Origin of the sequence: Stenotrophomonas maltophilia, assembly GCF_023518235.1 — a bacterium.
Classification (GTDB): domain Bacteria; phylum Pseudomonadota; class Gammaproteobacteria; order Xanthomonadales; family Xanthomonadaceae; genus Stenotrophomonas.
Map to the genome: position 1 here is coordinate 3,178,509 of NZ_CP090423.1, position 14,673 is coordinate 3,193,181.

At 68.4% G+C, this 14,673-nt stretch carries 13 protein-coding genes; 3 read left to right on the plus strand and 10 right to left on the minus strand.

Annotated features, from left to right (window positions below):
* Nucleotides 1–194 precede the first annotated feature (194 nt).
* Nucleotides 195–1,604, minus strand: a complete 1,410-nt coding sequence (glnA, locus tag LZ605_RS14970; RefSeq protein WP_057498133.1) for a type I glutamate--ammonia ligase — start codon at nt 1,602–1,604, stop codon at nt 195–197.
* Nucleotides 1,605–1,828: 224 nt separating this feature from the next.
* On the opposite strand from glnA, the gene LZ605_RS14975 reads away from it, so the two are divergent.
* Both LZ605_RS14975 and LZ605_RS14980 read left to right on the plus strand, forming a co-directional pair.
* Complete coding sequence (locus LZ605_RS14975) at nt 1,829–2,623, plus strand: undecaprenyl-diphosphate phosphatase (protein ID WP_249842303.1); 795 nt, start codon at nt 1,829–1,831, stop codon at nt 2,621–2,623.
* A 73-nt stretch (nt 2,624–2,696) separates the two neighbouring features.
* Nucleotides 2,697–3,521: an META and DUF4377 domain-containing protein gene (locus LZ605_RS14980; protein ID WP_249842304.1), complete on the plus strand. Its 825-nt coding sequence runs from the start codon at nt 2,697–2,699 to the stop codon at nt 3,519–3,521.
* A gap of 107 nt (nt 3,522–3,628) precedes the next feature.
* Here the strand turns inward: LZ605_RS14980 and LZ605_RS14985 are convergent, their stop codons facing one another.
* The 9 genes from LZ605_RS14985 to LZ605_RS15025 form a co-directional block, all read right to left on the minus strand.
* Complete coding sequence (locus LZ605_RS14985) at nt 3,629–4,240, minus strand: YbhB/YbcL family Raf kinase inhibitor-like protein (protein ID WP_249844924.1); 612 nt, start codon at nt 4,238–4,240, stop codon at nt 3,629–3,631.
* 10 nt (nt 4,241–4,250) lie between these two features.
* Nucleotides 4,251–6,320, minus strand: coding sequence for a tetratricopeptide repeat protein (locus LZ605_RS14990; protein ID WP_249842305.1), 2,070 nt, complete (start codon nt 6,318–6,320; stop codon nt 4,251–4,253).
* Nucleotides 6,321–6,376: 56 nt separating this feature from the next.
* Nucleotides 6,377–7,366, minus strand: coding sequence for a YheT family hydrolase (locus LZ605_RS14995; RefSeq protein WP_249844925.1), 990 nt, complete (start codon nt 7,364–7,366; stop codon nt 6,377–6,379).
* A gap of 52 nt (nt 7,367–7,418) precedes the next feature.
* Nucleotides 7,419–8,210, minus strand: a complete 792-nt coding sequence (locus tag LZ605_RS15000) for a lysophospholipid acyltransferase family protein (protein ID WP_057498130.1) — start codon at nt 8,208–8,210, stop codon at nt 7,419–7,421.
* A gap of 119 nt (nt 8,211–8,329) precedes the next feature.
* The gene (locus tag LZ605_RS15005) at nt 8,330–8,764 is read right to left on the minus strand and encodes a hotdog fold thioesterase (RefSeq protein WP_249842306.1); all 435 of its coding nucleotides are present in this window, start codon (nt 8,762–8,764) and stop codon (nt 8,330–8,332) included.
* A gap of 10 nt (nt 8,765–8,774) precedes the next feature.
* Nucleotides 8,775–10,820, minus strand: coding sequence for a phospholipase D family protein (locus tag LZ605_RS15010; protein WP_249842307.1), 2,046 nt, complete (start codon nt 10,818–10,820; stop codon nt 8,775–8,777).
* Nucleotides 10,817–11,434: a YceI family protein gene (locus tag LZ605_RS15015; protein ID WP_249842308.1), complete on the minus strand. Its 618-nt coding sequence runs from the start codon at nt 11,432–11,434 to the stop codon at nt 10,817–10,819. Before LZ605_RS15015 ends, LZ605_RS15010 begins: the two co-directional genes overlap by 4 nt.
* Before the next feature lie 4 nt (nt 11,435–11,438).
* On the minus strand, nt 11,439–11,915 hold the full coding sequence (locus LZ605_RS15020; protein ID WP_249842309.1) for a SixA phosphatase family protein: 477 nt from the start codon (nt 11,913–11,915) through the stop codon (nt 11,439–11,441).
* A 49-nt stretch (nt 11,916–11,964) separates the two neighbouring features.
* Nucleotides 11,965–12,594 carry a ParA family protein gene (locus LZ605_RS15025; RefSeq protein WP_249842310.1) on the minus strand — a complete coding sequence of 210 codons (630 nt, stop codon included), beginning with the start codon at nt 12,592–12,594 and terminating at the stop codon, nt 11,965–11,967.
* Nucleotides 12,595–12,717: 123 nt separating this feature from the next.
* On the opposite strand from LZ605_RS15025, the gene LZ605_RS15030 reads away from it, so the two are divergent.
* Nucleotides 12,718–14,202, plus strand: a complete 1,485-nt coding sequence (locus LZ605_RS15030; protein WP_249842311.1) for an AAA family ATPase — start codon at nt 12,718–12,720, stop codon at nt 14,200–14,202.
* Nucleotides 14,203–14,673 lie beyond the last annotated feature (471 nt).

Sequence of the window (14,673 nt, forward strand, 5' to 3'; positions counted from 1 at the left end):
CTCTCCTTGCACGACCGACGCGGGAGGGAGGGCAGCCCTGGTCGCGTATCCGGTCTCTCTCTTGCCCCTGGATCAGCGGACCAACGGTCCGCTCTACCAAGGCGGGCACACGGCCCGCCTCGCGGCTCCCCAGCCGCGAAAACCGAAGCGATGGCGGCGGGTGGGAGGGGGAAGCCCACCGCCATCGCGTCCGGTCAGCTGGCGTAGTACAGCTGGTATTCCAGCGGGTGGGTGGCCGCGCGGAACTTGGTCACTTCCTGCATCTTCAGCGCGATGTAGCCGTCGATGAAGTCATCGCTCATCACGCCACCGGCCTTGAGGAACTCGCGGTCCTTGTCCAGCGCTTCCAGCGCCTGGTCCAGCGAGGAGCAGACCTGCGGGATCAGCTTTTCTTCTTCCGGCGGCAGGTCGTACAGATCCTTGTCGCTCGGTGCGCCCGGGTCGATCTGGTTCTTGATGCCGTCCAGGCCGGCCATCATCAGCGCGGTGAAGGTCAGGTAGCCGGACTGGATCGGATCGGGGAAGCGCATTTCAATGCGGCGCGCCTTCGGGTTGGACACCCACGGAATGCGGCACGAGGCCGAGCGGTTGCGCGCCGAGTAGGCCAGCATCACCGGCGCTTCGAAGCCCGGCACCAGGCGCTTGTAGCTGTTGGTGCCCGAGTTGGCGAAGGCGTTGATCGCCTTGGCGTGCTTGAAGATGCCGCCGATGTACCACAGCGCCAGCTGGCTCAGGCCGCCGTAGCCGTCGCCGGAGAACAGGTTGGTGCCGCCCTTGGACAGCGACTGGTGCACGTGCATGCCGCTGCCGTTGTCGCCGACGATCGGCTTGGGCATGAAGGTGACGGTCTTGCCGTTGCGGTGGGCGACGTTCTTGATGACGTACTTCATCCGCAGCAGTTCGTCGGCCTTCTGCACCAGGGTGCTGAACTTGGTGCCGATCTCGCACTGGCCGGCGGTGGCCACTTCGTGGTGCTGCACTTCCACTTCGATGCCGACCTGTTCCAGGGTCTTGCACATTTCAGCGCGCAGGTCGTGCAGGGTGTCGGTCGGCGGCACCGGGAAGTAGCCGCCCTTCACGCCCGGACGGTAGCCGCTGTTGGCGCCGTCGTACTTGGCGCCGCTGTTCCAGGCAGCTTCTTCGGAATCGACCTTGAAGAAGGTGTTGCCCATTTCATTGGCGAAACGGACCGAATCGAAGATGAAGAATTCCGGCTCCGGGCCGAAGAACGCGGTTTCGGCGATGCCGGAGGACTTCAGGTAGGCCTCGGCGCGCTTGGCGATGCCGCGCGGGCAGCGGCCGTACGGCTGCATGGTGGCCGGGTCGAGGATGTCGCAGCTGATCACGATGGTCGGATCGGCGTAGAACGGATCGACGTAGGCGCTGGCCGGGTCCGGCAGCAGCACCATGTCCGACTCGTTGATGCCCTTCCAGCCGGCGATCGAGCTGCCATCGAACATCTTGCCTTCTTCGAACAGCGACGGCTCGATGATGCTGACCGGGAAGGTCACGTGCTGCTCGACACCACGCATGTCGACAAAGCGCAGATCGACGAATTCGATCTGGTTGTCCTTGATCAGCTTCTCAACGTTTTCCACGGACATCGGTACGACCTCGGATGGGGATGAATGCCTGCTGAGGTACAGCAACGACCGTGCCAACTTTTCGCAGGCTGCAAGTCATTGATTTCAAAAAGGCCGCCCCGTGCGGGTGCGGAACGGTGCGCACCAAACGGGTGCAACCGCCTGTTCGCGCACCCGTTTGGTGCAGCATGGATCGTCTATCCTCTCGGCCTTCTTTCCTCCTGCCGCGCGTGCCCGCACCGTCCATGTCCGACCTGCTCTCCGCCCTGCTGCTGGGCATCCTCGAAGGCCTCACCGAGTTCCTGCCGATCTCCAGCACCGGCCACCTGCTCATCGCCCAGCACTGGCTGGGTGCCCGTTCGGACTTCTTCAACATCGTCATCCAGGCCGGCGCGATCGTGGCCGTGGTGCTGGTGTTCCGCCAGCGCCTGCTGCAGCTGGCCACCGGCTTCGGCCAACGCGAGAACCGCGACTACGTGTTCAAGCTGGGCGCCGCGTTCCTGGTCACCGCCGTGGTTGGCCTGGTGGTGCGCAAGGCGGGCTGGTCGCTGCCGGAAACGGTCAGTCCGGTCGCCTGGGCATTGATCATCGGGGGCGTCTGGATGCTGCTGGTGGAGGCCTACACCGCGCGCTTGCCCAACCGTGACCAGGTGACCTGGACGGTGGCGATCGGCGTGGGCCTGGCGCAGGTGGTGGCCGGCGTGTTCCCCGGCACCTCGCGCTCGGCCTCGGCGATCTTCCTGGCCATGCTGCTGGGCCTGAGCCGCCGCGCGGCCGCCGCCGAGTTCGTGTTCCTGGTCGGCATTCCCACCATGTTCGCCGCCAGTGCCTACACCTTCCTGGAAATGGCCAAGGCCGGGCAGCTGGGCAGCGAGAACTGGACCGAAGTGGGCGTGGCCTTCCTTGCCGCAGCCGTCACCGGCTTCGTCGTAGTGAAGTGGCTGATGGGCTACATCAAGTCGCACAGGTTCACTGCCTTCGCCGTGTACCGCATCGCGCTGGGCGTGGCGCTGCTGCTGTGGTTGCCGTCCGGCAGCTGAACCGCGCCGGGGCGCGGCAACCCCGTTGCCGGCCCCACCCCGTTTCCCCCACGGTTCCCCAAGGAGAATCACCATGAACCGCAAGCTCACCCTGCTCCTCCCGCTGGCCCTGATGGCCGCCTGCAGCCAGACCCCGGCCCCGGCCGGCAACGGCGGCGACGATCTGGCCCCGGCCGCGACCAAGGCAGCAGACCAGCAGACACTGGCGCACCTGGATGCGCAGCGCCTGCAGAGCCAGCACTGGTTGCTGCAGCAGGCCACCGGCGCCGACGGCAAGCGCATCGATGCGCTGTTCGCCCGCGAAGACAAGCCGGTCACCCTGGACTTCGTTGACGGCCGCCTGTCGGTCAGCAACACCTGCAACCGCATGGGCGGTGGCTACACCCTGGCCGACGGCACGCTGACGGTCAGTGCGATGGCCTCGACCATGATGGCCTGCACCGACAAGGCGCTGATGGCGCTGGACGAGGCCGTGTCGAGCCGCCTGCAGGGCGAGCTGAAGGCCGAGCAGGATGCCGATGGCAAGCTGACCCTGACCACCGCCAAGGGCGAGGTGCTGGTGTTCAACCCGGAGCCGACCGCTGAAACCCGCTACGGCGGTGCCGGCGAAACCGTGTTCCTGGAAGTGGCCGCCAAGACCGAGAAGTGCTCGCACCCGCTGATCCCGGACTACCAGTGCCTGCAGGTGCGCGAAGTGAAGTTCGACGACAAGGGCCTGAAGCAGGGCGAGCCGGGCAAGTTCGAGAACTTCTACGGCAACATCGAGGGCTACACCCACGAAGACGGCGTGCGCAACGTGGTGCGCGTGAAGCGCTACGAAGTGAAGAACCCGCCGGCCGATGCGCCGTCGCAGGCGTACGTGCTGGACATGGTGGTCGAGTCGGCCATCGAGAAGTGATGTAGAGCCGACTGTCAGTCGGCTGACGTCAGAAGGGCGGCCGAAAGGCCGCCCTTCTTCGTTGGCGGTAGTGCCGGCCGCTGGCCGGCACTACCGGGTAAGCAGCGTCAGCCCAGCGCCGGGTTCAACGTGTAGGTGCCGTGCAGCGCCGCTTCGGCCAGCACGTGGCCGTGCATGGCACGGTAGGCGTCGACGGCGGTGAAGCGCGCCGGCAGCTGCAGCGACGCCACATCCAGCGCGAACACCCGGAAGAAATAGCGGTGCAGGCGCTCGTCGTTGAACGGCGGGTACGGGCCGTCGTAGCCCAGGTAATCACCGGCCATGTCCGGGTTGCCGGCGAACCAGCCGGTGAAATCGTTCAGGCCCTGGCGGCTGCCGGCCGGGCCGGCCGGGGCGGTCTTGCCCTTCACCACGAAGCCGTCGCTGCAGCTGCCGGCGGCAATCTCCCGCACCGAGGCCGGGATGTCGGCCATCACCCAGTGCACGAAGTCGCAGCGCGGCTGGTCGCGCGGCACGCTGATGTCACTGCGGCCGACCGTCTCCGGCACGGTCGGCACGTCCGGGTCCACGCACACCAGCAGGAACGAACGGGTGCCGTCCGGCGCGCCGCTCCAGGCCAGGTGCGGATTGCGGTCCGGGGCGAAGCCTGCGGCATCGCCGGCGGCGAACGCGCGGTCGATCGGTGCGCCGTTGGTCAGGCTCTGGCTGCTCAGTTGCATCGTCATCGGTTCACTCCTCCGGATAACCCAGGCGCACCGCGATCGGGGTGAGCTTGGCAAAGGCGGCGCTCATCACGTCGCGGTAATTGCGCCAGTGGCCCGGCGGGAAGCGCGGTGCGCCCAGCTGTGCGGCCGGCGGCATCGGGCGTTCGAACAGGCGGCCCAGCAGGTCAGCCATGGCATGCGGATCGTTGCCGATCTGGTCGATGCGCAGCAGCACCTGCGGGTACAGGTCTTCCTCGTGCAGGGTGGCGACCTGGGCCAGCGCACGCGCCAGCCATTCACTGGCTTCGGCCAGCGAGGTCATCGCCAGCGGTGCGGCGGCACCGTAGGCCACCCAGTCCAGCAGCATGTCGCGCGGGTCACGCAGCACCACCAGCAGGCGGCCCTGCGGCAACTGTGGGCGCAGCGCCCACAGCAGGGCATTGTCCCACCACAGCAGCCAGTCGATGACCGCATCGCCCTGCACGCCGCGCGCGGGCAGCTGCTCGCGCCAGCGCTGCACCAGCCGCTCCGGCGTCAGCACGCCCGAAGCGAGGTCCTGCAGCGTGTGGTAGTTCTGGAAGGCATCGTCCGGCGGCGTGTTGGTGTACCGGTCGCTGCGCAGCACCGGGCTGGCGGCGGCCAGGCCGGTCGCCACACGCTCCACGCCCGAGCCCGGCGCGCCCCACAGGAAGATCGGCGCGGAGCTGGCCTCAGCGTCGATCTCGCCCTTGTCCGGCCAGCTCGGCGGCGCCTTGGCCTGCGGCGGCAGCGGCAGGCGCTGCGGTGCCTGCTCGGTCTGCAGTGCCAGCCACGTCTGCAAGGCCTGCTCGGGCTGCCCGGCGCGATCCTGGATCTCGCCCAGCCAGGTACGCAGGTCGGCGCGATGCGCTTCGGGCGCGCTGTCGATCAACGCCTGCACGCGCGCCACGGCCGCGGCCGGATCGCGTTGCAGCAGGCCTTCCACCAGGCGGGTTTCACCGCTGACGCGGCCCGGCTCGAGGCTGACGATGCGCTCGGCGATCGCTTCGGCCTGTTCGTGCTCACCCACCATGTCATGCAGGCGCAGGCGTGCTTCCAGTGCCGGCAGATGACCCGGCATCGCGTCCATCCAGCGCTCGACGGTCGCCGCGGCCGTCGGGCTGCCCACGTCTTCCACCGCCAGCCGGGCCAGCCACAGGTCGTGCAGCTGCGGCTGCTGTTCCAGCGCGGCGTCCAGGCGCGCGCGCGCCTCGTCATCGCGGCCCAGGCGCTGCCAGGACATCAGCAGCAGCTGCAGCACCTGGCGGTCGCCAGGCAGCAGTTCCAGCAGCGGCAGCAGGTGCTCCAGCGCCTGCAACGGCTGGCCGCTGGCCAGCGCCAGTTCGCCGGCCAGGCGCCGCATCGACGGCGTGTCCTGGCCGGGCTGCTGCAGGGCGACCTGCATGGCTTCGGCCGCCGCGTCCAGATTGCCCTGGCGCAATGCCAGCTGCACCACCAGGCCATGCAGCGAACCGATGGCCGGGTTCAACTCCAGCACACGCCGGAAGGCCTGCTCGGCAAAGGCCAGCATGTCCTTGCCCAGGTAGGCGAAGCCCAGTGCGTACAGCACGCGGATGTCGTTGGGCAGCGCCTTGTTGGCGGCGGCAAGCAGCGCCAGCGCACGGTCGGCATCATCGCGGCGCAGCGCGATCATGCCATCGATGATCAGCAGTTCCGGATGCTCCGGTTCAACCCGCGCAGCCAGCGTGGAAAGGCGCTGGGCCTCGTCGAAATCGTTGCGGCCGATCGCCAGGTGGGCCTGCATCAGGTAGGCGGTGAAGGCGTTCGGGTCGAGCCCGGTGGTGCGCGACAACGCCTCGCCGGCCCCTTCGATCTGGTGCAACGCCAGCAGCAGGCCGGCATGCTGCAGGTGCAGCTGCGCATTGTCGGGGGCCAGCTGCAGGGCCAGCTGCAGGGCGTCCATCGCCTCGGCGGCATTGCCCTGCTGCTGCAGCGCAAGCGCCAGCCAGCGGTGGGCCTCGGCCTGGCCGGGTTCATCACGGGTCCACGCCTGGGCCAGCTGCACGGCCTGGCCGGTCTCGTTCTGGCGCAACGCTTGGATGATCTGGTCTTGCATGGCGGTCCGGTTCAAGGGCAAACCCGCATTGTAGCGGCCTGCGTGCCCGTGCCGGTTCAGCCGGGCAGCACCCGTTGCAGGCGTTGTGCCACCCAGCGTTCGGAGAAGCCGTCGCCACGCCAGTTTTCCAGGAAGCCGCAGTGCCCCCCCCAGCAGGCGGTCTCCAGGTGCGCATGGTGCGGCAGCTGCCAGCCGTTGAAGGTCGAGTACGGAATCACCGGGTCGTCCTGGGCCATCAGGATGTCGGCCGGCACCTGCAGGCCGGACAGGCGGTCTCCGGCAATCGAGTAGCCGTCGAAATAGGCCTGCAGCGAACCGAAGGTGGTGTGCCGTTCGACCAGCCAGGCGGTCAGCGCGCGGATGTCCAGCTTCAGGACGCGGTCGTCGCAGTCGCTGAGCTCGGGGAACAGGTCGCGCTTGCGGCGCAGCGAGCCGGCCCACTTGCGGCGGAAGTACCAGTCGTACATCGCCGGGCCGTTCTCGATGCTCTGCATGGTCAGCGCCGGATCCAGCACCGGGCATACCGAGGCCACGCGCAGCAGCGGCACACCGGCGGCCGGCGCACGCAGGGCCAGGCGCAGCACGAAGTTGCCGCCCAGCGAGTAGCCAGCCGCCACCAGCGGCAGCTGCGGCCAGCGCTGGGCGATATCGCCGGCGGCATGCACCACTTCGTCGATCAGGTTGGAGTGGAAGATGCCGCGGTTGAGATGGTGGGTATTGCCGTGATCGCGGAAGTTCAGCCGCACCACGTCGAAGCCCTGCTCGACCATGCGCGCAGCCGCCATGCGCATGTAGCTGGATTCGGCACTGCCTTCCCAGCCGTGCAGCAGCAGCGCCATGCCCTTGGGTTCGCGGCCTTCGATGTGGCTGTGCCAGCCCTGCAGGCGCACCCCTTCGCCACCGTCGAGAATCAGTTCCTCGCTGACCGCACCGGTGGCGGCCAGCAGCAGCAGCCCGCGCTGCAGGCGCATGCGGCTGGAGCTGAGCATCGACTGCAGATGCGGATTGCGCAGCCAGCGCGGCGGCTGGTAATCGGCCGCATGCAGCGTCGGCGTGCCGGCGTCCAGGACAGGTGGCGGAATCAGGGCCACCGCGTCCTCACCCGGTGCTCATGGCCGCCACGATGCGCGCGCGCGAGGTTTCCGCGATACGCCGACGGCCTTCCAGGTCCTGGGCGCCGATCGGCGCCAGGAAGTGCACTTCCGCACGTCGCGCCGGCTCACCGAGCAGGCGCAGGAAATTGGCGAAGAAACTCTCGCTCGGGCCGAAGGCGACAATCGTCTGCGCATCACCCTGCACGCCATACACCAGCGCCACCGGCTGCACCGGCACGCCGGTTTCCACTGCGGCCTGGAAGATGCGCGCATGGAACGGGCCGACTTCATGGCCACCGCGGGTGCGGCCTTCCGGGAACACGCCCACGGCCTTGCCTTCGCGCAGGCGATCGGCCATCACCTGCATCACGCCACCCAGCGATTCGGTGTTGCCACGCTGATGGAAGATGGTCTGCCCGCGTGCGGCCAGCCAGCCCACCAGCGGCCAGCTGGCGATCTCGCGCTTGGCGACGAAGCCCATCATGCGCTGGCTGTGCAGGATGCAGATATCAACCCAGCTGACATGGTTGGCGACGAACAGCACGGCGCCCGGCAGCGGCTGGCCGACGCGCGACAGGCGGAAGCCGAACACCCACATCAGGCCGCCCTGCCACCAGTTCACCACCTTGGCACCGAGCCGGTCCTGGCCCACGCGCAGGTTCGCCCACGGCGCAAGCATGCCGATCAGGGTCAGCGGCAGGAACACGATGATGTGGACCAACAGCAGCGGTACGCGGTACAGGTAACGGCACACACGCGCCACGCCGCCGCGGGGGGCCGGAGTGGGGGAAGTCATCCGCGCACGATACCGGAGGGCCGTCATCGCTGCCAGCCGATTTAGGCCATAAGCGTGATCGACCGGGGCAATCGGCGGGGAACACTGGGTTCTGCCGCCGTCACCGGCCCGGCCGGGGCTCAGCCGTGGCCAGCGGCCACCACTGCCAGGGTCAGCCGCGAGATGCACACCAGGCGGCCCTGGTCGTCCTCGATGCGGATCTCCCACAGCTGGGTGCTGCGGCCCACATGCAGGGCGCGGGCGGTGCCGGTGACCGTGCCCGAGCGCACCGCACGCACATGGTTGGCGTTGATCTCCAGGCCCACGCAGATCTGCCTGGCAGTATCCACGCACAGGTTGCCGGCGCTGCTGCCCAGGGTCTCGGCCAGCACCACCGAGGCGCCGCCGTGCAGGATGCCGTACGGCTGGCGGGTGCGTTCGTCCACCGGCATGGTGGCCTGCAGCCAGTCCTCGCCGGCGGCGCTGAAGACGATGCCCAGCGACTGGATCGCGGTGTTGTGGCTGAGCGCGTTGAGCTGCTCGATGGAAACGGCTTCGCGGAACACCTGGGTCATGCGGGCACCTTCAGAGAATGGGAACGAGGCCGGCGCCGAATGCGGTCAGCATGCGTACCAGCAGCCACTTCGGGCCGACGTTGACCTCGGGGAAGTCACCGACGGCGACGTAGCAGCGGTGGAAATCCGGGCTCTGCCGCGGCAGCGGCTGCGGGCAGTCCGGGCCCGGCTTGAACTCGTAGTCAGTGGCATAGCGCCACGGCCAGAAGTCGAGAATCGGCAGGGCCTCGGAGGCCTTGCCGACGCTGTAGTTCAAGCCCGACAGCACCGGCGGCTTGGCCCGCGGCGCCACCGTCCACGCGTTCTGCGGATGGGTGTCGCGCAGGATGCTCTGCGCCAGCTGCTCGGCAAACACGGGATCGTCGATGATCACCGCGCCTTCGGTGTTGTAGTTCTCGCTGCGCGGATCGAAGTTGTGCGTGCCGACCACGCCGATGCGGCGATCGACCACCAGTGACTTGGCATGCAGGCCCATGCGCGCACCCTTGCGGGTGACCGGCAACGGCTTGTTGACCGCCTTGCTGCCCAGGAACGAGGGCCGCGTCTCGGTGCGCAGCAGGCGCGTTTCAACCTCGCTGCCGGCGGCGCGGCGGCGCTCGCGGGCATTCTGGTAGGCACTGCCGGTGCGCGGGTTCACCGGGCCCTTGGCGCTGGCCTCGGGCGCGGAGCCACCGCCGCCGCCGGCATTGCTGCCGGCCGCACTGCCGCCGATCAGCGGATTGCGGCCGTCCTCGTGGTCGGCCTCGGGCGCGGCGATCGGATCGGGCAGCAGGTTGCGGTAGTCGACCGGCGCATCCAGCGGGAACGGCTTGTACTCGAAGATGTTGAAGCCCAGTTCGCGCAGGTTGCGCCGCTTGTACTTGTAGGACAGCGCGTACACGATCGGGTTGTCGGTGGCCGCCAGGCTGTTGCTGGACACCACCACGCGCGGTGGCTCGGGGCGCTTGCGCAGCTCGCGGAACAGCGCCTGGGCCGGCTTGGACAGCACCAGGTAGGGCGTCTGCAGGATGACTTCGTGCTGCGCACCGGCAATCAGCGCATCCAGCTGCGGCTCGGTCACATGCTGCCCGGCCAGCGGCGCATCGGCCTGCTCGCGGCGGTGCTTGCGCGGCAGGTCGGCGACGTAGCGCACCGAAGCGACCGGCAGCGCGGTATCGACGAAGGAACGGGTGACGAAGTCCATGTCATTGGCTTCGGCACTGACCCGCTGCACCCGTTCCGGGCGGCGGAAGGTGGCCGGCGGCAGCGTTGGCACGCCCTCGCGCAGCAGGGTGCGGCCGACATCGTTCAGGCGTTCGGCCGGCACGCTGCGCTGGGCACGCCAGAACGCATCGAAGTTGGCAGCCATGGCACGCGCCTCCGGCCCGGCGATCATCACGTCGCGGTCGCGGAAGTTGTACTCGCGGTCCCAGTCGTAATAGTCGTCCTGGTAATTGCGGCCACCGACCACGCCGATCGCATCATCGATCACCAGCAGCTTGTTGTGCATGCGCTGGTTGAAGCGGCGGAAGCAGCACAGCACGCTGCCGGCATAGTCGAAGTAGTTCAGCCGGGCCTTGCCGAAGGTCGGGTTGTAGACCCTCAGCTGGAAGTTCTGGTGGGCGCCGGACAACGCGCCGAGGATCTGCAGGTCGGAGATCGCCGAGAGCTGGTCGATCAGCACGCGCACCTTCACCCCCCGGCGCGAAGCGGCCAGCAGTTCGTCGATGACCAGCCGGGCGCTGTCGTCCTTGTCGAAGATGTAGGTCTGCAGGTCGATGCTGCGGGTGGCGCTGCGCAGCAGGTTCAGTCGCGCCACCAGCGCACCCTCGCCTTCGTCCAGCAGGGTGGCGTAATGGCGTGGATGTTCGGGGGTGGATTCGGTGAACGCGCGGCCGGCCAGCGCCCGCAGTGGTGAGTCCTGCGCGCAGCGGTCAGCCCGCGTGCACTCGACCACGCTCGAGCGCGCCTGCACAGCGATCGCTTCGGCACGGTCACGCTCGGCATGCGACAGCGATGCGCAGCCGCTGCCCAGCAACACGGTTGCCAGCGCCAGTACACGCAGCAGCAGGTTCACGGTTTCGGCGCCTCGCTCAGGCGCGCTCGCAATACGAAGGTCACTCGGTCACTCAAGGCAAGCTGCCAGCTGTCCATTCCATACCGGCCTCGCTGCACGGTACCGCGGCTGACGACGTCGCAATCATAGCCCGGCCGGGCGCAGTCCGCCTTCTCCACCCTCAGCGCCTCGGGGTGGCTGATGCCGCGCAGGGTCAGCCGGCCATTGATGTCCCCGCCCTGTTCCACGGTCTCGGGCCAGTACGGCAACGAGTCGAACTCGACCACCGGGTGGCGCCCGGCATCGAAGAACTCCTCGCCGCGCATCCAGCCGGTGTAGCGTGCCTTGCCCGGGATCTCCACCGAACGGGTGAACATCTTCAGATGCACCTGGTGACGGCCATCGGACAGGATCTCGATGCGCCCCTCGAAGTGCGGGAACACCCCTTCGATGCGCTGGCCGAAGCGGGTGCGCACCTCGAACCCGATCCGCGAACGCTCGGTATCCAGGCGCAGCACGCGCTGTGCCTCGGCCACCACCGGCGGCAACGGGGTTGGCGGGGACGTCGCCGCCCAGGCCGGCCCCCAGGCCAGCAGCGCGGGCAGCAGGAAGCGGCCGCGCCGCGCCAGGCTCATCGGATCACGGCCACCAGAAGGCGTTCAGGCTGGCCACGCCCGGTTCGATCGAGGCCTCACGCGGGAAGCCGAGCACGGCGATGCCGGCCGGCGGCATGCCGCGGTAGTCACTGCTGCTGCCTTCGGTCATCAGCGCCACCAGGCGCTCCAGGCCCGGGTTGTGGCCGACGATCAGCACGCGGTCGAGATCGCGGCGGTCGTCCACCAGCGCGGCCAGCGTGCCGGGCGTGGCCTCGTAGATACGGTCTTCCAGTCGCTTTTCCACGTAGCCGATGGTGGCCAGCACGGCTTCCAGGGTCTCGCGGGTGCGCCGCGCCGGCGAACACAGCACGCAGTCCGGCAGCAGCTTGTTTTCTTTCAGCCACTTGCCGGCGGCTTCGGCCTCGGCCAGCCCCACCGGCGACAACGGCCGGTCGAGGTCGGCCTGGCCGGGCGTGGCCGGTTCGGCATGGGCATGGCGCAGCAGGATCAGTTCACGCATCGCGGGTTTCCATGGGAAGGAGGCTGCAGCAACAGGAGTGACGCACGCGTCACAGCTTCAACCAGGACAGCAGGGGTTCCCAGTCAGCCTGGTGTTCACGCACCTGTGCCGAACGGTAATCGAACAGGCTGCGGCCCAGGCCGGTCATGACCACATAGCTCTGGCTGTCGCGCAGCTGCGCCACCACCGGGTAGGGCCATTCGGCCAGCATCTGCAACGCCTGCTGCGAGGTCTGGGTCCAGGGCTTGGTGCGGTTGAGGACCAGCGCGACCGGCAGCTTGCGGCTGTGCACGCGCGGGTTCTGCGCCAGGCTGTTGAGGAAGCCGACGATGGCCTCGATGTCCAGCGCCGAGGGCAGCACCGGCACCACCACCGCGTCGGCTGCGTCGAGGAAATGGGGGATATCGTCGGCCAGCGCGCCGGCCGGTGCATCGATGATGACGGTATCGGTGCCGTCGGGCAGCTTCTGTGCCCACTGCTTCTTCCGATACACATCGATCGGCAGCACCGCGCTTTCCAGCCCGGCACGGCGTTGTGCCCAGCGGGTGCTGGAGCCCTGCGGGTCGGCATCGGCGATCACCGTGGCCTTGCCCTGCAATGCCGCGTACGCGGCCAGGTGGGTGGCGACGGTGGTCTTGCCCACCCCGCCCTTGGAACCGGCCACCAGGATCGTCTTCATGCCAGCCTCGCTTCCGGGTACGTGCCCCGAGCGTACACCGGCGGTGGTGACGGAAGGTAGCGCCGTGCTGAACCCGTGGCCGCCGCCTTTGCTATCGTGGCGCCCCCGAAGGATCGAACCGGCATGAGCGAACTGCAGGACCTGAGCGCACTGATCCGCGCCAATACCCCCCTGATCGTGATTGAAACCCAGGACGAGGGTCGTATCGTCGAACTGTTCCGGCAGACGTTGATGCATGTGTGGCGGGCCCTGCACCGCTGGTCGATCACCGAGGGCCTGCGCCGCATCGACCTGGACAGCGAGGACCCGCCGGTCGGGCCTGCCGATGCCAGTGCGGCACTGCAGATGATCCGCCAGGCCGAGCAGCGCGGGGTCTACCTGCTGCTCGATTTCCACCCCTACCTGGGTTACGCCAGCCACCAGCGCGCCCTGCGCGACCTGATCCAGCGCCGCCACAGCGAGCCGCACGTGCTGGTGCTGATCGGCGCCAAGGTGGAGCTACCGGCCGAGCTGGAAGCGCTGGCGGTACGCTTCAACCCGCGCCTGCCCGATGCCAACGCGCTGCTGAAGATGCTGCGCGAAGAGGCCGACGCCTACGCCCGTGAACACGGCGGCCGGCGCGTGGAGGTCGACAGCGAGGCGGTGAAGAAGATCCTGAAGAACCTGCAGGGCCTGAGCCTGGTCGATGCGCGCCGCATCGCGCGCCAGCTGATCTACGCCGACGGTGCGCTGCGCGACGACGACCTGCCGCAGCTGGCACGGCTGAAGTTCGAGCTGCTCAACCGCAGCGGCCACCTGTTCTTCGAGCATGACAGCGCGCGCTTTGGCGATGTGGCCGGCGCCAACCGGCTCAAGCGCTGGATCAACCAGCGCCGGGTGGCCTTCATCGCCGGCTCGGCGCCGGCCGGGTTGGACCCGCCGCGCGGCATGCTGCTGCTGGGCGTGCAGGGCTGCGGCAAGTCGATGCTGGCCAAGGCCACGGCCGCCGGCTTCGGCGTGCCGTTGCTGCGCCTGGACGTGGGCGCGCTGTACAACAAGTACCACGGCGAGACCGAGGCCAACCTGCGCCAGGCGCTGGCCTCGGCCGAGCAGCTGGCGCCCTGCGTGCTGTGGATGGACGAGATCGAGAAGGGCCTGGCAACGGGCGGCGAGGACGGCGGTGTCTCGCGCCGCGTGCTGGGCTACCTGCTGACCTGGATGGCCGAGCGCAAGGCACCGGTGTTCATCGTGGCCACCGCCAACCAGGTGCGTGAGCTGCCCGCCGAACTGCTGCGCAAGGGCCGCTTCGACGAGATCTTCTTCGTCGACCTGCCCTCGCCGGAGGTACGGGTGGAGCTGTTGCGCCTGCACCTGGGGCGTCGCCAGCTCAACGCCGACGACTTTGCACTGCCGGCACTGGCCGCTGCCGCCAACGGCTTTTCCGGTGCCGAGATCGAGCAGGCGATCGTGGCCGGCCTGTATGCGGCGCACGCCGAGGGCCGGCCGCTGGATACCGAGCTGCTGATGAACGAGATCCGCGCGACGCGGCCGCTGTCGGTGCTGATGGCCGAGCAGGTGGCGGCATTGCGGGAGTGGGCGTCGGGGCGCACGGTTTCCGCGGACGATTGAGGTTTCCCGCGAACGGCGCAGCCCCTCGTGGCTGGTCGCTCAACGCAACAGCCGTGGTTGGCCGGGCGGGGTGAGTTCGCGGGGGACGCCGTAAACCCGTCCTTGGGGGCTTGGCCGCGGCATCCATGCCGCGGACACCCCCGCGAACCCACCCCGCCCGGCCTCTGACAATGTCCGAGTGCGTCCACCACGGAAAAGAAAAAAGAAGAGCAAAAGCAAAGGCAAAATCAGGTCGGCTGGCCGCTTTTTGTAGAGCCGAGCCCACGCTCGGCTGCTCTTCGATCAGATTTCCAGTATTCGATTCCGATGCGGATTCATCCACGCATGGCGTGGATCTACCGTGTCGACCAAGGTCGACACCTACCAGCAGCCGCCGGAACCTGTCGAAGGCGGGGCACTGTGGGTTTGCGGGGTGTGAGCCGCATGGATGCGGCGACCAAGCCCCCATGGATGGGTTCACGGCGGCCCCGC